The organism is Anaerocolumna sp. (assembly GCF_032079385.1).
Classification (GTDB): domain Bacteria; phylum Bacillota; class Clostridia; order Lachnospirales; family Lachnospiraceae; genus Anaerocolumna.
In genome coordinates this window covers 1-19,283 of the sequence record NZ_DAMAUC010000046.1, presented here as the reverse complement: position 1 = coordinate 19,283, position 19,283 = coordinate 1, and the positions used below count along the sequence as shown (strand labels likewise).

General features: G+C 34.1%; 18 protein-coding genes. 13 read left to right on the top strand and 5 right to left on the bottom strand.

What is annotated here, in order from left to right; genetic code table 11:
• The first annotated feature begins 699 nt into the window (after nucleotides 1-699).
• From RT261_RS20640 to dnaB, 3 genes are all read left to right on the top strand, one after another.
• The gene (locus RT261_RS20640; RefSeq protein WP_313135043.1) at nucleotides 700-2,757 is read left to right on the top strand and encodes a DHH family phosphoesterase; all 2,058 of its coding nucleotides are present in this window, start codon (nucleotides 700-702) and stop codon (nucleotides 2,755-2,757) included.
• A 152-nt stretch (nucleotides 2,758-2,909) separates the two neighbouring features.
• Nucleotides 2,910-3,356, top strand: a complete 447-nt coding sequence (gene rplI, locus RT261_RS20635) for a 50S ribosomal protein L9 (protein ID WP_313135042.1) — start codon at nucleotides 2,910-2,912, stop codon at nucleotides 3,354-3,356.
• A gap of 118 nt (nucleotides 3,357-3,474) precedes the next feature.
• A complete protein-coding gene (gene dnaB, locus RT261_RS20630; RefSeq protein WP_313135041.1) occupies nucleotides 3,475-4,812 on the top strand; it encodes a replicative DNA helicase in 1,338 nt (445 codons plus the stop codon).
• Between the two features lie 434 nt (nucleotides 4,813-5,246).
• Here the strand turns inward: dnaB and RT261_RS20625 are convergent, their stop codons facing one another.
• Nucleotides 5,247-5,654, bottom strand: coding sequence for a GNAT family N-acetyltransferase (locus RT261_RS20625; protein ID WP_313135040.1), 408 nt, complete (start codon nucleotides 5,652-5,654; stop codon nucleotides 5,247-5,249).
• Between the two features lie 92 nt (nucleotides 5,655-5,746).
• Nucleotides 5,747-6,259, bottom strand: coding sequence for a signal peptidase II (locus RT261_RS20620; protein ID WP_313135044.1), 513 nt, complete (start codon nucleotides 6,257-6,259; stop codon nucleotides 5,747-5,749).
• A 326-nt stretch (nucleotides 6,260-6,585) separates the two neighbouring features.
• Here RT261_RS20620 and RT261_RS20615 point away from each other — a divergent pair, with 326 nt between their 5' ends.
• Nucleotides 6,586-7,236, top strand: coding sequence for a helix-turn-helix domain-containing protein (locus tag RT261_RS20615; RefSeq protein ID WP_313135038.1), 651 nt, complete (start codon nucleotides 6,586-6,588; stop codon nucleotides 7,234-7,236).
• Between the two features lie 253 nt (nucleotides 7,237-7,489).
• Here the strand turns inward: RT261_RS20615 and RT261_RS20610 are convergent, their stop codons facing one another.
• On the bottom strand, nucleotides 7,490-7,657 hold the full coding sequence (locus tag RT261_RS20610; RefSeq protein WP_313135037.1) for a DUF362 domain-containing protein: 168 nt from the start codon (nucleotides 7,655-7,657) through the stop codon (nucleotides 7,490-7,492).
• Nucleotides 7,658-7,922: 265 nt separating this feature from the next.
• On the opposite strand from RT261_RS20610, the gene RT261_RS20605 reads away from it, so the two are divergent.
• The gene (locus tag RT261_RS20605; protein ID WP_313135036.1) at nucleotides 7,923-8,129 is read left to right on the top strand and encodes a DUF1858 domain-containing protein; all 207 of its coding nucleotides are present in this window, start codon (nucleotides 7,923-7,925) and stop codon (nucleotides 8,127-8,129) included.
• Nucleotides 8,130-8,352: 223 nt separating this feature from the next.
• Here the strand turns inward: RT261_RS20605 and RT261_RS20600 are convergent, their stop codons facing one another.
• Complete coding sequence (locus tag RT261_RS20600) at nucleotides 8,353-9,144, bottom strand: adaptor protein MecA (RefSeq protein ID WP_313135035.1); 792 nt, start codon at nucleotides 9,142-9,144, stop codon at nucleotides 8,353-8,355.
• Nucleotides 9,145-9,498: 354 nt separating this feature from the next.
• Here RT261_RS20600 and RT261_RS20595 point away from each other — a divergent pair, with 354 nt between their 5' ends.
• The 8 genes from RT261_RS20595 to RT261_RS20560 all read left to right on the top strand — a co-directional run bounded on the left by RT261_RS20595 (nucleotide 9,499) and on the right by RT261_RS20560 (nucleotide 18,029).
• Nucleotides 9,499-10,851 carry a serine/threonine protein kinase gene (locus RT261_RS20595; RefSeq protein WP_313135034.1) on the top strand — a complete coding sequence of 451 codons (1,353 nt, stop codon included), beginning with the start codon at nucleotides 9,499-9,501 and terminating at the stop codon, nucleotides 10,849-10,851.
• 77 nt (nucleotides 10,852-10,928) lie between these two features.
• Nucleotides 10,929-11,570 carry a hypothetical protein gene (locus tag RT261_RS20590; RefSeq protein ID WP_313135033.1) on the top strand — a complete coding sequence of 214 codons (642 nt, stop codon included), beginning with the start codon at nucleotides 10,929-10,931 and terminating at the stop codon, nucleotides 11,568-11,570.
• A gap of 742 nt (nucleotides 11,571-12,312) precedes the next feature.
• The gene (locus RT261_RS20585; RefSeq protein WP_313135032.1) at nucleotides 12,313-14,016 is read left to right on the top strand and encodes a glycosyl hydrolase family 18 protein; all 1,704 of its coding nucleotides are present in this window, start codon (nucleotides 12,313-12,315) and stop codon (nucleotides 14,014-14,016) included.
• Nucleotides 14,017-14,082: 66 nt separating this feature from the next.
• Complete coding sequence (locus RT261_RS20580) at nucleotides 14,083-14,829, top strand: N-acetylmuramoyl-L-alanine amidase (RefSeq protein WP_313135031.1); 747 nt, start codon at nucleotides 14,083-14,085, stop codon at nucleotides 14,827-14,829.
• Nucleotides 14,830-15,010: 181 nt separating this feature from the next.
• On the top strand, nucleotides 15,011-16,093 hold the full coding sequence (locus RT261_RS20575; protein ID WP_313135030.1) for an L-threonylcarbamoyladenylate synthase: 1,083 nt from the start codon (nucleotides 15,011-15,013) through the stop codon (nucleotides 16,091-16,093).
• Between the two features lie 65 nt (nucleotides 16,094-16,158).
• Nucleotides 16,159-16,617 (top strand): low molecular weight protein arginine phosphatase, encoded by a 459-nt coding sequence (locus RT261_RS20570; protein ID WP_313135029.1) that lies wholly within the window; start codon nucleotides 16,159-16,161, stop codon nucleotides 16,615-16,617.
• Entirely contained in the window at nucleotides 16,614-17,042 is a 429-nt protein-coding gene (gene rpiB, locus RT261_RS20565; RefSeq protein WP_313135028.1) for a ribose 5-phosphate isomerase B, read from the top strand. The genes RT261_RS20570 and rpiB overlap by 4 nt, the downstream gene beginning before the upstream one ends.
• 186 nt (nucleotides 17,043-17,228) lie before the next feature.
• On the top strand, nucleotides 17,229-18,029 hold the full coding sequence (locus tag RT261_RS20560) for a YwmB family TATA-box binding protein (protein WP_313135027.1): 801 nt from the start codon (nucleotides 17,229-17,231) through the stop codon (nucleotides 18,027-18,029).
• A 101-nt stretch (nucleotides 18,030-18,130) separates the two neighbouring features.
• Here the strand turns inward: RT261_RS20560 and RT261_RS20555 are convergent.
• On the bottom strand, nucleotides 18,131-19,283 hold a 1,153-nt coding region (locus RT261_RS20555; protein WP_313135026.1), incomplete at its 5' end, for a hypothetical protein.

Sequence of the window (19,283 nt, the reverse complement as noted above, 5' to 3'; positions counted from 1 at the left end):
GTGTAGTTTTATTTTACATCAGTTTGAAGGTTTACACAAACTTTGGGATACTCCCTGATGATGCTATAGAAATACAATGCAAACCATCTAATTAATATACTTTTTATATCTAGATTCATTCGTAAACCAGCTTATAACCGGTGTAGTATATAAATTGCAATAATTATAATTAAATTGAACTATTTATTTCTATGTTTTTATTAATGAAACCATTTCCTAATAATATGGCGGCAGAAAGCAAAGTTTATTTTATTATTCCTACTACAACATATTTTATAATTCCGATTTTTCTTTATATTTGCCATTCAATAATGAGTCCTGTATTCTCAAATATAAATTTTTCTCTTATTTTCATTTAAGCCACCTCTTAAAATCTTTCCAAAACGGATTATTTAACATACCAGCTACCTTATATTTAAAAATGCTCTGCCATATTCGGCCTCATGAAATTAAAATTAATTGATAAGTACGCATATCAATTAGCCTATAATTAAAAAATACTTTAATTTAGATGATTTAAATGGTATAATGTACATCACAATTAATGTTTAAATGGGGTAATAGGTCATTTTATCCTAGAATGAAAAAGGAGCCGTAATCGGAATGTCCGTTGGCTGGGATACTGTTTACCGTATATTTGTTAAATATTTTCAGGAATAAGTCCCCATGTATCTATAAGATACATAGAAAAGAGGTAGTATGAAAAAGAGGATAAACGTAAAAGGAGCATTAAAGATATATTTAAGTTGGCCAATTGTATTATCACTATTATTGATCCTAATGAATATTGCTATATATATGGTGAATAGTGATGCTGGTATACTGATGCTTGGTTTTTTGCTTTTCTATATTGCTATTGCTATAGTATTATTCCTGAAGAGAACTACAATAACAGGTGAATTAGTTCGTTTTGCAGCAGACTATGGACAGGTACAAAAGCAATTATTAAAAGAGATGGCTTTTCCGTATGCAATTTTAGATAATGAAGGCAAGATGCTTTGGGGCAATGATGAATTCCAAGATATTTTAGGGAATCAAAGGCTGGCACAAAAGCCGATATCGTCTATATTTCCAGAGATAAAGGATTCCATGCTGCCCAGGAATGTGCAGGATCAAAGCATAAAGATAGTAAGAAATGAAAAAACATACAATGCCATATTAAGAAGAATTGTTGCACCTGATTTTACGGAAGATGAAAGCTGGGTTTTTCAAGATGAAGATTCCACGTTAAATGATAGCAATAGTTTAATTGCTATTTATCTTTATGATGAAACTGAAATTACCAATTTAACAAGAGAAAAAATAGAACAAAAGATGGTTATTGGCTTACTCTATATTGATAATTATGAGGAAGCATTAGAAAGTATAGATGAGGTAAGACGCTCTTTATTAATTGCATTAATAGACCGTAAAATTAACAAATATATGCAGGGCATGGATGCCATTATTAAGAAATTAGAGAAAGACAAATACATTTTTATGTTTAAACAAAAATATTTGGCTCAATTACAAGCTAATAAATTTAATTTATTGGATGAAGTCCGGGCAATTAATATAGGTAATGAGATGTCCGTAACCATAAGTATGGGTCTGGGAGTAAATGCAGAATCCTATCTTACCAGTTATGAATATGCCCGTGCTGCTATGGATCTGGCACTGGGAAGAGGTGGAGACCAGGCAGTTATTAAGGATAAAGAAAGACTTCTTTACTACGGAGGCAAGAGTGTTCAGGTTGAAAAGAATACCAGAGTAAAAGCCAGAGTTAAAGCTCATGCCCTGAAAGAATTCATTGAAGGTAAAGATAAAGTTGTAATTATGGGACATTCTATTGCGGATGTGGATTCATTTGGTGCGGCTATAGGTGTTTACCGGATTGCAAAGACATTGAATAAAAAAGCACATATTGTAATTAATGAAGTAACCACTTCTGTAAGACCTATTATGAAACGTTTTATCAATAATCCGGATTATGATGAAGATTTGTTTGTAAAAAGTGATCAGGCACTTCAGATTGTGGATAACAATACTTTATTGGTAATAGTAGACGTGAACAGACCAAGCTATACAGAATGTCAGGAACTATTGGATTTGACAAAAACTGTGGTTATATTAGATCATCACCGCCAGTCCGGTGAAAATGTTGAAAATGCAGCGCTGTCTTATATTGAACCATATGCTTCTTCCTCCTGTGAACTGGTAGCAGAAGTGTTACAGTATATAGGAGAAGGTCTAAAGCTAAGGCAGGCGGAAGCAGATGCCATGTATGCGGGAATTATGATAGACACCAATAACTTCTTAACTAAAACAGGTGTAAGAACTTTTGAGGCGGCCGCATACTTAAGAAGAAATGGTGCTGATGTAACACGTATCCGCAAATCTTTCCGTAGTGATATGGACGAATATAAAACAAAAGCAGAAGCAATTACCGCTACTGAAATATATATGGACCATTATGCAATTACAATATGTGCCAGTGAAGGAATTAACAGTCCCACCATACTGGCCGCTCAAGTTGCAAATGAACTGCTTAATATAACAAATGTTAGAGCTTCATTTGTATTTACTGATTTTAATGGTAAGATATATGTAAGTGCCAGATCCATTGACGAGGTAAATGTTCAGGTTATTATGGAAAAACTGGGTGGTGGAGGACATATGAGTGTTGCTGGCGCTCAATTTCCAGACTGTACCTTAGAAGATGCTATTCACAATGTAAAGACTACATTGGCTACTATGAGCAAAGAAGGGGATTTATAATTGCGGTACTTTAAAAAGCCTTATTGTTTTCAACCGTTAAACTGATTGGACAGATTAAAGCTGTAGTGGATTCATCTGGTACATTATAGAAATGAATGGTATATTAACAAATATATACTTGATAAAATTATAAAATGAAGGAGACTTGACATATGCAGGTTATATTAACACAAGACGTAAAATCATTAGGTAAAAAAGGGGACTTAGTAAATGTAAGTGATGGATATGCCAGAAATTTTATCCTACCAAAGAAATTAGGTTTAGAAGCAACTCCAAAGAACCTTAATGATTTAAAATTACAAAAAGCGGCAGAAGAAAAAAGACAAAAGGAAATATTAGATGAAGCAAAAGCCTTAGCAAAAGAAATAGAAAGCATTACCCTGAATCTATACATTAAAGCAGGTGAAGGCGGAAGAACCTTTGGATCTATATCCTCAAAAGAAATTGCCGGTGCTTTAAAAGAACAACATGGCTTCGATATTGATAAAAAGAAATTACAGTTACCGGAACCAATAAAAACAATTGGTACTCATACAGTTGCTGTAAAACTGCATCCGCAAGTAACTGCAGAATTAAAAGTAAAAGTAGACGAACAATAAAGATATTTTTGCAGTAGAAATGTCATTCTAAGCCCGGAAGGGCAAAGAATTTCATAATAAGAATAGATTATTTTATGTTAATGAGAAATGTTTTAGTTGGACTTAGGAGGAAAGGGAAATGGATGAGGCATTTATAAAAAAAGTTCTTCCTCACAGTTCGGAAGCAGAACAATCCGTTATTGGATCTATGATAATGGATAAGGACGCCATTGTTACGGCTTCTGAAATGGTAACAGGGGATGACTTTTATGAGCAAAGATATGGTGTTTTGTTTGACGCTATGATTGAGCTCTTTAATGAGGGTAAGCCGGTTGATTTAATTACTCTTTCCAATAAATTAAAAGAAAAAGATGTTCCTCCGGAGATATGCAGTCTTGAATTTATTAGAGACTTGATAACTGCTGTACCAACATCAGCAAATGTACGGCATTATGCAACCATTGTGAAGGAAAAATCTACATTAAGACAGCTTATAAAAGTAACAGAAGGAATTACCACCCAATGTTACCTGGATAAAGAAAAAGTAGAAACAATATTAGAGGAAACAGAGAAAAAGGTATTTGATATTTTACAAAAACGAAACTCCGGTGACTTTGTAAGCATAAAGGATATCGTGTTTCAATCCCTGGAAAGTATTGAGTCAGCAGCAAAGAATAAAGGAAGTGTTACCGGTGTTGCAACAGGATTTTATGATTTGGATTATAAAACCGCCGGCTTACAGCCTTCTGATTTAATACTGGTGGCTGCCAGACCGTCTATGGGTAAAACTGCATTTGTATTGAATGTAGCAGAGCATGTAGCCTTAAGAAGTAATGTTACAACTGCTATATTCAGTTTGGAAATGTCAAAGGACCAATTGGTAAAACGTATACTATCCATGCATTCCAAAGTAGATTCCCAGGCAATTCGAAGCGGTGATTTATCCGACGATGACTGGCTGAAATTAGTAGAAAGTGCAAGAACAATTGGTAATTCCAATCTTATCATAGATGATACATCCAGTATATCCATTAGTGAACTTCGCTCCAAATGCAGAAAGTATAAGCTGGAACATAACCTAGGCTTGGTTATTATTGACTACTTACAGTTAATGTCAGGCAGTAAAAAATCCGAATCAAGGCAGCAGGAAATATCAGAAATCTCCCGTTCCTTAAAAGCGTTAGCAAGGGAAATCAATGCTCCTGTTGTGGCTTTATCTCAGCTAAGCCGTGCCGTTGAGCAAAGACCGGATAAACGTCCCATGCTTTCTGACCTTCGTGAATCCGGTGCTATTGAGCAGGATGCCGACGTTGTAATGTTTATTTATCGTGATGATTATTATAATCACGATTCGGAAGATGCGGGAATATCTGAAATTATTATAGGTAAGCAAAGAAACGGTCCTACGGGAACGGTTAAATTGGCTTGGTTGTCACAGTATACGAAATTTGCGAATTTGGAGAGGCAGAATAATTAAAATATTGAGATAGGACGCTTTGCCAAATAGAGGTTATAGAGACCTTAGAGAGTAGGACATGGTATATATTTCTTGTTCCATAGAGAGATTCGATGGTTCTAATACGATAGTAATCGCTGAGAACATATTTAAAAATTGCGAACTCGCCGGGTTGTACCCGGCTCAAACATCACAATTTTTAAATATTGGCGCGATTTCTATCGTATAAGAACCATAGCGAATTTCTCAAAGTCACAAGAAATATATACCATGTCCTACTTTCTAAGGTCAATTTAGGTTGTGGGGGCAAAGCTGTGTATGGGGTGATTTTTTGCTTTTCTAGTATGGAAATGTATGCAGTTCGCATGACGTAAAGATGAAAGTGATTATTAAGTATTTTAGTATTTATATGTATTCTTTTGTAAATTATTATTGTAGCTTATTTATATTTACAATTATATTTTTTTAGTAAAGATTATTTCTAGAGGTTCATTTTCTAATAGTAAACTACCGGCATCTTTATATCCTAGTTTTCTATAAAAGTGTTGTGCATTTTCATTGGATAATGTGGAGGTCATAACTAAATCGTAGCCGTTATGTTTCATTTCGTTTTCCCAAAAAGTGACTAGGCTTTTTCCGATTCCTTTGTGTCTGTAATTTTCATCAAGGTAAAGCATATTTATAAAGGGAGTATTGTCCCAGAAGTAGTTATATCTTAACCAACCAATGTTTTTATTATCTTTATCTCTTACTATAATAATTTCTTTCATATTAATTTTGGGCTCTATTAGTTCTTTTGATATATGTTTATCGTTATTAAGTATATATTGATAGTCTATTTTATTCGCATGCTGGATTTCCATTTCTATCTCTCCTTTGGTGTTTGATTTATTACTTATAAGTTTTGTTTATTTATAAGTTCTGTTTATTTACAAGCTTTGCATATTTATAAGTTTTATTTTTTTGTAAATTTTTCTTTCATATAGTTTTTTAATTCCCGAAAAAACTTCTTTTCATCAAATTTTCGAAGGCCTTTATAATTAAATATTAAACATGAAATTATTAGTATTTCAAAAGTTGTGATATATACATCTTTTAAATCAAAGGTAAAGAATCCTTCTACCAGTATATAATCTAAGCTGCCTCCCCATATTATTTTATCAATAAGTGAACAAAAGGCGCCTGAAAAAAGGAAGAGGAAGATCCATTCTCCCAAGTGGGTCATGTTATATGTTTCGTTTATAAATAGGTAGATTATTATAGCCATTAGTATGGCTGCTAAAACGACAATAATGTGGGTAGTCAGGCCAATGCCGAAGTTGCCCAGGGAGTTGATATAGGAATATTTCGTATTTATTATTGGTTCAAAACCTATAAACTTATCTATAAAATAAAATTTCTCATTCATAAAGTTGTTTAAAATAATTATCTTAATTAATTGGTCTATAGAAACCAATAGAATTATCATTAATAAGGTTCTTAAATATTTCAACAGTTTATTTGACTTTTCCGGCATTTTTATTCTCCTTTATCTACATTCGGTCCTTCCACAATTATATACTAGATTCTAAAGAATGACTACTATATAGAGTAGAGATATGCTTTCTGTTTTTTACTATAAATTTAAGTTTTCTGTTTTATGCTGTAGGATTTTGTCCATGTGTGGTGAGTGGGACAAGCTTCTGGATTATGGTGTCGACAAGTTCCTTGAGAAAGTTTGTTAAGTGTATTGAAATGCGAGGAAGCTGTGCTATAATAAAAGTAATGTAAAAAAATAGCAGAGGAGGAAGACTTATGGGAGAAATCCGATACATTATATCAGATGCCTCAAAACAACTAGAAGTAGAGCAACATACGTTAAGGTATTGGGAAGAGGAACTGGAATTACATATACCAAGGAATGAGATGGGGCATAGGTATTACCGGCAGGAAGATGTTGATATTCTAAGAGCTGTAAAGGTATTAAAAGAAAAGGGATATCAATTGCGGGCAATTAAAATGCTTCTTCCCGAAATAATGAAACTTAGAAATATGGATACCAATGAAGTTGAAAAAGTACAGCAGGAATGGGATAAAAAATACATGGACGGTATCAACGAAAGTCTTAATTTAACCTCACTTACTATTCAGAATTCGGATAATCCGGGTGATGAAACAATGATGGCAAGCTCTTTGGAGAAACTAGAGCAATTTAAAGTAATTATGAGTAATATGATAACGGAAGTTTTAAAAGATAATAATGAAGCTTTGTCAGAAACCGTTAGCGATGCAGTTACCAACAGCGTGATTAAGGAAATGGATTATTTACTCCGAATAAAAGAAGAACGGGAAGAAGAACGATTTAAGCAATTCGACAGAACATTAAGAGAAATTCAATTTGGACGAGCTGAGTACGCAGCTGCCAGAGATAAAAAGAGAAAGAAAAAGGGTCTATTTAAATTATAATAAATTCATACCGAAGTCTACATAAGAGATCAAATAAAAGAAGAATAGTAAATCCTATTTAGATTAAGAAAACATAAGAAAAATTTTTAAAGGTACATGAGAAAATAAATGAAAAGGTATATTAATATATACATTCATATTATTATAAAGTAAAGGAGCTACGATATAATAAGCGAATCTTCAGATTACATTGCATAGCAATTCTTCTGATATGTAAGCTTATTATAAAGCAGCCCCTGTTTTTTTGAATATATTAAGCTTCGATAGCACCTGTAGGACATGTAGCTTCGCATGTTCCGCAATCGATGCAAGCATCTGGATCAATTTCGTAATGACTTGCGCCTTCAGAGATTGCTCCAACTGGGCATTCTCCAGCGCAAGCTCCACAGCTAATACATTCTTCACTAATTTTATATGCCATGATTTAATCCTCCTCTATATTTTATTCCGTACTTATTTTAATACATAACATAAAATAATACAAGTAAAAGATAATATTTTATCAAACTTTAAGGAAGAATCTATTTACTTTTTAAAATTAGGGCTAATCCAAGTTGATTTCCTCAAAAGAACAGCAAATAGACATCAAAATTCTTTCTTGACTGACAGTAGAACATAGCTTATAATGAAGTAGCAATTTAGCATATTATTTATAGTTTTCATATAAAAATTAGGAGGTAATCGATATGGCACAAGTGACTAAAGACATGACTATCGGTGAAATTATTATGGTAGATCAAGGAATCATTCCTATTTTATTAGGTTCTGGAATGCATTGCGTAGGTTGCCCATCTTCTCAAGGAGAAACTTTAGAAGAAGCAGCTATGGTTCATGGTATGAATGCAGATGAGTTATTAGCAAATATTAATGAATATCTTGCTACAAAGAACTAAGTATAAGAATTATAAAAGGTTATGAGAAGGATTGGACATATTTTGCAATTTCTCTCATAACCTTTTTTGTGAATTAAGCTGTAGTAAAAAAATAAAACTGTCATTCTGATAGGGAAAATTCAAAATTTGATACTTCCCTCAAAAATCTCACACTCATAATGAGATTCTTTAGAATGACAGTTTTTTAACAGTCCTATTATGATTGGATATTCTCAATAACATATTACATTTTAGAAAGTATTTGAATTGCATTATCCTTAACAATTGTTTCAAAGTGTTCTTCATAATGATATGGACTGGCATAGGTAAAGCGTTCTTGTTTTCCGTATTCTAAAATGATATTGCAGATTTTATTAAATTCTTCCGGTGTATGGTCAGATCTGCTTAGAACCAGGTAGTACATGGAAGAAGAAGGGTTCTTATATAAAGTATTGGTACCCGTATAAAAGCTGCCAATGATACTTGATAATCTAATCACTTCATTTAGTGTACGGAATGTAAAAATCTTTAACAAATTTGGTGGATAAGAAATACTGTCCGCTGCAGTAACTTTTGCTATCTTTTCTTCCTTGTGGAAAGATAATGCATCTGTTAAAGGTACAAAATCCCCTTTGTTATCGTCTATAGAATCTTCCATATAATCATCTGTTTGACCATAAGAATTTATTATTTCATCAGCATAAGGTTCCTCATCTTCGTCTTCATCATATACATCCATATCTTCTGAATCAGGAGAAAATTTTGAAAACCTAGTATCTAATTCATCAGGATCTTCTACTTTGGTTATAACCAAAACTAAGCATTCCGGAGAAACTGGGATAGCTTCAATCATCAAAGGAATATCTTCTGCTTCAAAACCAAATTCATAATTTGCTTGTTGCATCATATCTCGAAACAAGGCCTTTGCTTTTTCACTGCCGTAAGCTAGTTCACTAATTCGTAACTCTCTGTCAACTAAATCGTCTCTACTTAAAGTACAACGAATCTGCGTATCGCTAATTTTTTCTATCTTCATAGAATCACATCCTTTTCTATGTGCTGGCCTGAAAATTTAACAATAAAGTGATACAACATAATACAATATAAGCTGTAAATTATTAGTCTATGTTGTGTAAACAAAGTATAATTTAAATATTAACTAAAGTCAATATGATTATATATGAAACATTTATTAATAGTTTACGTTATTCTTTCTAATTTGACACAGAATTCATCCAAAATTATTGCCAAAGAAGGAGAGGAAAGTTTGGTAAAAAAACTATTTGCAAAAAGCTTGTGAAAAATAGGTTAATTGGATATAATAGTTATATGATTTACTTGATTTGCCAATTTCTTTCGCATTTGATCGTATCCACCAAGAAAGGAGAGAATGACAAGCCAGATATGGTTTCATAAATATCAAATTATTAAAGTATTAGGGCACGGAGGGACTGCGGATGTTTTTTTAAGCTTACATACAAAACTCAATACCCTAAGAGCTATTAAGCGGATCCGTAAGGATCATATCTTACATTCACAATTACTGAATGAAGCGCGTATTCTAAAAAATCTATGCCATTCTTGTATTCCCATCATCTTCGATTTTGAAGAAGATACTGGATATTCATATATTATTGAGGAATATATTGAAGGGCAATCTTTGAAAGTGCTGAGAAATCAACTTGAGCACATTCCAGAAGATACAATCATTGAATTTACCATTCAACTTTGCGATTTATTGCAATATCTTTATTCCACTCATAATCCCGTTTTGTATTTGGACTTAAATCCGGATAATATTATTATTTCCAAGAATCAAATAAAGCTAATTGATTTTGGTGCTTCCAGTTTCCAAAATGAAACCGGGAATCGCAACTATTCTTTGGGTACAAAAGGATTTGCTGCTCCGGAGTTATATAGCGGACATGCACCGGATGAAAGAACGGATGTATATGGAATAGGAACTTTACTTTATTATATGGTAACCGGAAAAAGTTATATTATTTCCGAGCAAAAGAGGAGTATTCAGAATAAGCTGGGGAATTGCTCTGCACCTTTGCAAGGGATTATGAAGCGATGTCTTCAGTATTATCCTATGTTACGCTACTCCGGCGTATTCGTATTAAAGAAGAAATTATTAGAGCTGCATCAAAAAAGCGTAAAGGTAAAGGATGAATCAAGAAAGTCTATCACTATAGCAATCGCAGGTACACAGGAGCGGATTGGAACCACCCATCTTGGAATTCTAATTGCCAATTATTATTCCCAAAAATCTATAAAGGCACTCTATATGGAAAAAAATAATTCTAACCATGTTTCCTCTATATTAAGCAGTTATAAAAAAAATAAAATTAAAGAGAGTATTTATCTTATAAATAACTGCTATATGCTGCCTGGGTGCCGCATCCATCTACCTGTTGTATCAGAAACATATCCGGTAAAAATATTAGACTATGGGAAACTAAATCAGGATAATTATGAAGATTTCCTAAATTCAGATATTCAATTACTGGTATGCGGCGGAAAGGAGTGGGAGTTAGAGGAAACAGAAAAAGCATTAAAGCTGGTGTGTGATAAGAAAACCGTAAAGTATTTGTTTAATTTTGTAGACGGAAGCAGATTTCGTGAAATTCTGAAATACATGGGAAAGCTGACTTGCTGCAGAGTTCCTTATGAACCGGATCCTTTTGCAGGGCAAAACGGTAAAATACTAAATCAATTCATAGATCAATTAGTTGAATAGATGAAAGATAATTGTTGAATGGATAAAGATAATTAAAAAATAATCAGACCGTTTCCTATTATAAGCTGGAGGAGCCTATGAAGAAAGTACCCATTTTACTAAAAAGAATATCCCGACAAGAAAATCAACCCGGGAAGTTAACAATAGGGGTAATAGGAACCCATCATGGAACTGGGGTTACCCACTTGAGTATTCTGCTTGCCAATTATTTAAGTCAATGGCTGGGGAAAAAAGTTGCCTATGTGGAATACGGTCAACAGGAAGATATAATGCATATGAAGAATATCTATAGTGAAGTCTATGGCAGTACAAAAGAAAGTTCAGAAGAAGAGGACTTTTTCCTTATTCACCGGGTAACCTATTATAAAAGTGTAAGACCGGCTGAGCTGGCGGAGATTATAGGTGCTTCTTATGACTGTATTATATTGGATCTGGGAATGGATTTTATAAAGAATAAGCATGAGTTTTTCCGTTGTGACAGAAAACTTGTAGTTAGCAGTTTAACACCTTGGAAACAGCAGGAGCTGGAAAGATTCCAACAGCATACTTGTCATATAAATCAAAGTGATGAATGGCTTTATATGATACCTTTTGTAAAGAAACGGGAGTTAAAACAAGCTGCCAAGGAATTCCGAAAGCAGTTTTGGGGTATTCCCTATGAACCGGATCCATTTTCTTTATCCGAGGAAACCATTCATCTCTTTCAGAAAGTTATATAAGTGTAGTAGTTAAGCCGGTTATGTGGATTTAAAAAATGGTATAGCATATCACAATCTAACCTTCTTATCCAAAATAAATCAATGAATATTATAATGCACCTTTGAGTAAGATATAAATTTATATTGCCGGTTTTACTGCTTGCAGGATTATATAAAAGAAGAAATAATGAATTGTATTTTTACAAGATCCGGATCCATTTCAGTGAATCCTTTCTAATACTGCCAATCCGTTTCAGAAGTTTTTAAGAACTAATCCAGATAAAAGTTGTATAATATCAATATTTTGAAAATTATAAAATAATATGACACAGGAGTATAATATAGAAGTAACTCAAAAATACAGTATAAGGCTATACAATTTGTATCCTCAATGCTAATGTGGGTCTATTACTGAATTAAAAGCAAAAGTACAAAAATGTGAGCTTTTACAGCCACTAGTTCACCAAGATAATTTTCAATGTTTAAGCAAATCCCAAATCCCAATTAACTTATGTAAAAAGGCAGGGCAGTATTATTTACATGAATAGGCTGTCCCTGCTTTTTTGTTATGTAAATAATATGTAGTATTAATTAAGAAAAAGTCGATTTTAGTAATGACGATAAGAATAATAAATGTTATAATGAGATGGAGTGTGTAATAGAAACTGCTTTGCAGTTGCAAAAAAGCATATTTAACTATTTGAGATGTGTCTTACGGCATTATGTTTGGAAGGATGAAAGAGAGTATATGAGGAGGACAACCATGGAGAGAAAGACAAAGCAGGCTATAATTGGAACCAGTATTGCTTTATTCATAATTTTTATTATTATTATTGCATCTGTTATGAAATCTCTGACACCAAGTAAAGAAGTTATGGCGTTAGAGGAATATTATAAAGTAAGTGATAAAGAAGTTTTAATTATTTTGCAGGATAAGATCTATGAAAAAAAGGGGATTCTTGCAGACGGTCAGATATATTTAGACTATGATACCGTAATTAAAACCTTTAATAAAAGGTTTCATTGGGATGGTTTTGAAAATATATTAAGCTATACCACTCCTACGGAAGTAATAAAAGCAGAGGTGGGAAGTAAAGAGTATTTTGTCAATAAAAATAAGAAAGAAGCGGACAAAGTAATCGTAAAAACAGAAGGAAATCAAGTTTATGTTTCCATTGATTTTGTAAAACAGTATTCGGATTTGAATTATGAATTCTATGAAGAACCGAATCGGGCAGTGATTGAATATAAAACCGGTGATTATTTGTATACGAATGTAAAGAAATCTACACAATTAAGAGTAGAGCCTAGTATTAAAAGTAAAATATTAAGCCAATTAGAAGCGGATACAAAGCTTTTATATGTAGATACCAGTGAAGTGGTTAAAAAAGGTTTTAGTAAGGTTATGACTGAAGACGGTATTATTGGTTATGTTAAAAATAAGAATATAAGGGATTCTTTCTATGAAACCATAGAAAGTGATTTTGCTGCCCCTGAATATACACATATTTCAAAAAAAGGAGCCATTAATTTGGTATGGCATCAGGTTACCAATAGGGATGCAAATAATGGACTTTTGAATTTACTCGAAAAAACAAAGAGCGTAACCACAGTTTCTCCAACTTGGTTTAAGGTAGAGAATAATGATGGAAACATAAGTTCACTGGCTAGTGAAACTTATATGGAACGTGCCCATTCCAAAGGCGTAGAAGTATGGGCTTTGGTAGATGATTTTAATCCGGAAGTAAATATGCTTGAAGTTCTTTCTTATACATCAAAGAGAGAAAAGCTGATTAATGAATTAGTAGCAGAAGTAATCAAGTATAATATAGATGGTATCAATATTGATTTTGAAAGAATCAGTGCAGAAGCGGGTAGGTATTACATTCAATTTATTCGTGAGTTATCCGTAAAATGCAGAAATAATGATATTGTTTTATCTGTTGATAATTACGTACCAGCTGATTATTCTGCTTACTATGACAGAGAAGAACAAGGTATTGTGGCAGACTATGTAATTATAATGGCATATGATGAACATCATGGAAATTCGGAAGTAAGCGGTTCTGTTTCTTCCATAGGCTTTGTGGAACAAGCTGTTAAACGGACTTTGGAAATGGTTCCTAAAGAAAGAATCATTATGGGCATTCCATTTTATACAAGGTTATGGAAGGAAGTTCAGGAAAATGGGGCAGTTAAAGTAACCTCAGAAGCGCTGGGAATGTCTTCCGGAATAGATATTCTTGAAAGTAACGATGTGGAGCCGGTATGGAATAAAGAAGCAGGGCAGTATTATGGTGAATACCAAAAAGATGATGCTACTTATAAGATCTGGCTGGAGGAAGACGAATCCATTGAAGCAAAATTAAAAGTAATCGATCAGGCAGACTTAGCAGGAATAGCTGGTTGGAAATTGGGGCTTGAGAAAGAATCTGTTTGGAATATAATTCAAAAATATATAAATTAAATCAGGAATCATAGGGTTTTCATTTCCTTCATAGAATATAATGATGATAGGAAATGAGATTAGCTTATGAATCCAAAGAAAATACAGATAAAAAAGTATTTTAACCTTGCACTTCTGATTATGGTTGCCTTATCCATCTATATACTGAGTGATCCCACTGTAGGTGTTATGCAAGATTCGGCAACAAGGTTAAAAGAAGATAATAAGAAAAAAATAACCGTTATTGTAGATCCTGGACATGGTGGATTTGATCCTGGAAAAGTTGGTATAAATAATTCTCTTGAAAAGGATATTAACTTAAGTATCTCACTAAAATTAAAAACCATATTAGAACAAAATGATATTAACGTAATCATGACAAGAGAAGAAGATAAGGGACTTTACTCGGAAAGTGATTCCAGCAAGAAAGCTGCAGATTTAAGAAAAAGAGTGGAAATAATTAATAGCAGCGATGCTGTTGTTGCTGTCAGTATCCATCAGAACAGTTTTGAACAGGAAAGTATAAAAGGTGCACAGGTATTCTATTACACCAGTTCAAAGGAAGCAAAAGAATTTGCAGAGGTTATGCAGGAACAATTAAAGAAAAGTTTAAATGACGGAAATAAACGGCTTGCGAAAGCAAATAGTAATTATTATATGCTAAAGAAAAGCAATCGTCCTCTAATTATTATTGAATGTGGCTTTTTATCCAATTATACAGAGGCGGCTTTGTTACTGGATGAAACTTACCAAGAGAAACTGGCATGGTCCATACACCTTGGAATACTAAGTTACATAAATCAATCCATGAAAGATGCCCCTTATTTGAGATAATGAGACTATAAAAAGGTATTGTATAATTATGAAAAGGTGTTATTATGAGTGTCATTCTGAGGATAAAAGAGCTCAGAATGACATTTTTGCTTATATTCAGAATTAGTTATGGAAAATGAATAAATATAGTGCTATAATGTTTTTGATTTACAGGGCTGGATTTACCCAGAATGGAGTTACAATGAAAACGAAAATAATTAAATTAAATAAAAATAATTTTAATGAAGAGGAGCTGCAAGAAGCATCGGATATTCTAAAAAAAGGCGGATTAGTTGCTTTTCCTACAGAAACCGTATATGGTTTAGGTGCTGACGGACTAAACTCTGAAGCTTCAGGAAAAATATACGCGGCCAAGGGAAGACCTTCTGACAATCCTTTAATTCTTCATATTGCCCATATAGGTGCATTAAAGGATTTAACAGTGGAATGTCCGGAAGCAGGGGTAAAATTGGCGGATGCTTTTTGGCCGGGGCCTTTAACTATGATATTTAAAAAAAGTAAAGCGGTTCCTTATAATACCACCGGTGGATTGGAAACAGTAGCTATTCGAATGCCTTCCCATCCCATTGCTTATGAATTAATCCGCAAATCAGGGGTATATATAGCGGCTCCCAGTGCCAACATATCAGGAAGACCAAGTCCGACTATGGCGGAACATGTAATAGAAGATATGAATGGCAGAATTGAGATGATTATAGACGGCGGTATGGTAGATATAGGCTTAGAATCTACTATTGTGGACGTGACAGGTGAGGTTCCAACTATTCTTAGACCAGGATACATTACGGCTACTATGTTAGAAGCTGTGGTTGGACCTGTGAATTATGATAAAGCGGTGCTTGCTAAGAAAGCAGATGCTAACATTGTTCCTAAAGCGCCGGGAATGAAATATAAACATTACGCACCCAAGGGAGATTTAACCATATTGGAGGGCAATACGGAGGCGGTTATAAAAGCAATTAATGAGTTTGCGGCCGAAAAAATAGCAGAAGGCTTTAAAGTTGGCATTATTGCTACAGATGAAACTTTGTCCAGATATCCCAAGGGAATGGTAAAAAGTATTGGAACAAGAAAAGATGAAGATACCATTGCACATGGATTGTTTCAGATTCTAAGAGAATTTGATGACGAAGGAGCTGAGTATATCTACACGGAAAGCTTTGAAAGTAAACAGCTGGGACAAGCTATTATGAACAGACTATTAAAAGCAGCAGGATACCATATAATTAAAGTTCATGATAATGGTTTTGCCAAAGAACCATAGGCTTGTGGGAGCACAAAGTTTATGTGGTTATTAAAAAGCGCCAAAGCGCTGGAATCGAGGTTAGTATGATTAAATACGAAAAAATCATATTTGTATGTACGGGTAATACTTGCAGAAGCCCTATGGCAGCCACCATATATCGTAGTCTTGAAACCAATAGTGATATTAAGGTTATATCCAGAGGATTAGTGGTATTATTTTCAGAACCATCCAATCCAAAAGCTGAAGTCGTGTTAAAAAGTCATAATCTAGAATTAGGAGGTCATATTTCCAAGCCATTAAAGCAATCGGATATTGATGAAAATACTTTAATATTGACTATGACAGAAAAACAAAAAATGAGTATAATGGAATTATTTGAATATACTGATAATGTCTATACAATTAAAGAATTTGTAGGTGAAACCGGTGATGTAACAGACCCTTACGGGGGTACTTTGTTAGACTATGAAGAGTGCTATGTGGAGCTGGCGAGGCTGGTAAAGAAAACAGTATATAAACTTAACGAGGAGGAACAATTATGATAGCATTAGGATCCGACCATGGCGGTTTTGAATTAAAACAAGAGGTAATGAAGCATTTACAAGAAAGAAATATAGAATATAAAGATTATGGAACATATTCAAAAGATTCCTGTGATTATCCTGTTTTTGCAAAAAAGGTAGCAGAAGCCGTTGTGAACAAAGAATGTGAATTGGGTATTCTTATATGCGGTACGGGTATTGGAATCTCCATTGCAGCCAATAAAGTAAAAGGAATTCGTGCTGCTCTTTGTCATGATTGTTTTAGTGCCCAAGCTACCAAAGAACATAATAATGCTAATATTTTAGCAATGGGGGCAAGAGTAATAGGGCCGGGATTAGCTTTAAAAATAGTGGATACTTTCCTTGATACACCGTTTTCAAATGATGAAAGACACATTAGAAGAATAGAATTAATAGAAGATTAACAAGAATAGAAATATTCATTGAAGCTGCAAGATAATAAATGCTTCAAGTTTCTGATATATTCTAAAAAATGTATCAGTTTTTTATTACCTTCCTGTATAGGTTTCTCAAATAATGGAAATAATACAAGCAAGAAATCGATACAACTTATATGCTGCAGCTATGCAGCATGATGTGGAGGTAATAATATGAAAAAGCAAAATAATACATTCAAAGAATTTATTGTTGGTAAAAAAGCAAAATTAACCATATATATTTTAGGCGTATTATGGATATCCGTAATTATGCAGTTGGCGGTTAACGCATTTTTAAGGCCTGAACATAATATTTTGGATGCTTTTATTAATACCAATCCGGAAGTATCCTCCTTTGAATTGGAAGTGGCAGCTGATTATGGTAAGGGTTACTTAAGTGAAGCTGACAAAAAAGAACTGGTTCTCTATATAGCCAGAGCCATTGGACTTCAAGTGGATGAAGAGGTTATAATAAACCGGAAAAATAATGACTGTGAAGTTTACGTTGAGAAAAAGAACAAAAATGCACAATCTTTAATTAAGGTAGTAAGTGTAGATGTGGAGAACGACAGTGATATAACAGATATCAATCATTATTTACTGGTTCGTCTGACTATTTATAAAGATATGAACAGCCTGTTAAGCTATCGTGACTTAATAAAGGATACATTTAAAAAGCTGAAAGCTGATAATATACAAACCAATATGCAGATAAGCGGCAATTGTCAGGGAAAATTAACTTTGGATGAGATGAACGGAATCGCAGATAGCATGGTTAGCGATTTACAGGGAAAAATAGCTTATGCAAACAGGCAGGATGACCTGTATACGATATATGCTTATAGCGGCTTATTAGATGAATATGTTAACTCAGTTGGGAATAAGATAAACATTCATATTGCAATTGATTATGACGAAGGAACAGATACAACCAGAATATTGTTAGGAACACCGGTTATAAATGGAGGATATTAGTTGGTTGTTTTTTGAACTAATAAATAAGGGGCGAGGAATCTAATATAACAAAATTAGAATCTTCGCCCTATATCATGTATTATATAAATGTTTATAAATAATTAGAACCAACGTCTTCTGCTTCTATAACGTCTGCGGCGGTTTATTATTTCATTAAAGAGCAACACTTCAATTAAATCCCTTAGACGGCCTGGTCTTCTGTCACGGTTCCTGCCATCACGCCTTCCGTCGCGGTAAAATTGGGAATATTGATTTGCTTCAACAGAACTGTCTTCTGTTTGTGTAGAGTCTTCTATACTTCTAGGAGAAACTAAAGTGTCATCATCTTCCAGATGTTTAACCCTGTTATATATTTTATCGGCGATTCTACCAAGATAAACACGATCAGGATATTCATCAAACATACAGCTGCCGTCATATTCCAGTCTGTCACATTCATCTTCAACTTCTCTTTGAAGCCTTTTTGCCATAACAGGATACATTTGTTTCATATAATCCCAGTCTTTATCCGCATCTTCACAATTGTCATATCCGTATAGAGGCATAAGGGGGATTCCCATTGGAAGGCTAGGATTCATATACATGCCGGGCATCATCATATTATCATAATCGAGTTCATCATTTTCATCTTCATAACCCCTTTGCTGATTCATGGAACCATTCATGCATCCGTAGTTCATGCAACTATTCTGGCCACTGTTGTAATATTCTTGTGTTCGAGTTGGGGAAGCAGTATTTGGGTTATAAGGAGTTTGTGGTGTCGGCTGGAGCGGCATGCCCGTTCTAGGTTGGGAAGGAGTGGTGCCAGGCATCGTAGTACCGGGCATATTAGTACCGGGCATATTGGTACCGGGCATAGTGGTACCAGGCATATTGGTACCAGGCATATCAGTTCTAGGCATAGTATTGCCAGGCATATTAGTACCGGGCATAAAATTACCGGGCATAGTGTTACCAGGCATATTAGTCCTAGGCATGGTATTGCCAGGCATATTAGTACCGGGCATAAAATTACCAGGCATGGTATTACCGGGCATGGTATTACCGGGCATGGTGTTACCAGGCATATTAGTACCAGGCATAAAATTACCAGGCATGGTATTACCAGGCATATTGGTACCGGGCATAAAATTACCAGGCATAGTATTGCCAGGCATATTATTTCTAGGTTGCTCAGGAGTAGTACCAGGCATAGTAGTTCTAGGCCGTTCAGGAGAAGTTCCGGGCATAGTTCTAGGCTGTGTAGGAGCTGTT

Bases quoted from the DNA above. Each gene is read 5' to 3' on its own strand.
- RT261_RS20640 (WP_313135043.1), top strand. From the start codon at position 700: ATGAAAAAGAGGATAAACGTAAAAGGAGCATTAAAGATATATTTAAGT.
- RT261_RS20610 (WP_313135037.1), bottom strand. From the start codon at position 7,657: ATGGCATATAAAATTAGTGAAGAATGTATTAGCTGTGGAGCTTGCGCT.
- RT261_RS20595 (WP_313135034.1), top strand. From the start codon at position 9,499: ATGACAAGCCAGATATGGTTTCATAAATATCAAATTATTAAAGTATTA.
- RT261_RS20600 (WP_313135035.1), bottom strand. From the start codon at position 9,144: ATGAAGATAGAAAAAATTAGCGATACGCAGATTCGTTGTACTTTAAGT.
- dnaB (WP_313135041.1), top strand. From the start codon at position 3,475: ATGGATGAGGCATTTATAAAAAAAGTTCTTCCTCACAGTTCGGAAGCA.
- RT261_RS20575 (WP_313135030.1), top strand. From the start codon at position 15,011: ATGAAAACGAAAATAATTAAATTAAATAAAAATAATTTTAATGAAGAG.
- RT261_RS20625 (WP_313135040.1), bottom strand. From the start codon at position 5,654: ATGGAAATCCAGCATGCGAATAAAATAGACTATCAATATATACTTAAT.
- RT261_RS20585 (WP_313135032.1), top strand. From the start codon at position 12,313: ATGGAGAGAAAGACAAAGCAGGCTATAATTGGAACCAGTATTGCTTTA.
- RT261_RS20580 (WP_313135031.1), top strand. From the start codon at position 14,083: ATGAATCCAAAGAAAATACAGATAAAAAAGTATTTTAACCTTGCACTT.
- RT261_RS20570 (WP_313135029.1), top strand. From the start codon at position 16,159: ATGATTAAATACGAAAAAATCATATTTGTATGTACGGGTAATACTTGC.
- RT261_RS20605 (WP_313135036.1), top strand. From the start codon at position 7,923: ATGGCACAAGTGACTAAAGACATGACTATCGGTGAAATTATTATGGTA.
- RT261_RS20590 (WP_313135033.1), top strand. From the start codon at position 10,929: ATGAAGAAAGTACCCATTTTACTAAAAAGAATATCCCGACAAGAAAAT.
- RT261_RS20560 (WP_313135027.1), top strand. From the start codon at position 17,229: ATGAAAAAGCAAAATAATACATTCAAAGAATTTATTGTTGGTAAAAAA.
- rplI (WP_313135042.1), top strand. From the start codon at position 2,910: ATGCAGGTTATATTAACACAAGACGTAAAATCATTAGGTAAAAAAGGG.
- RT261_RS20615 (WP_313135038.1), top strand. From the start codon at position 6,586: ATGGGAGAAATCCGATACATTATATCAGATGCCTCAAAACAACTAGAA.
- rpiB (WP_313135028.1), top strand. From the start codon at position 16,614: ATGATAGCATTAGGATCCGACCATGGCGGTTTTGAATTAAAACAAGAG.
- RT261_RS20620 (WP_313135044.1), bottom strand. From the start codon at position 6,259: ATGATAATTCTATTGGTTTCTATAGACCAATTAATTAAGATAATTATT.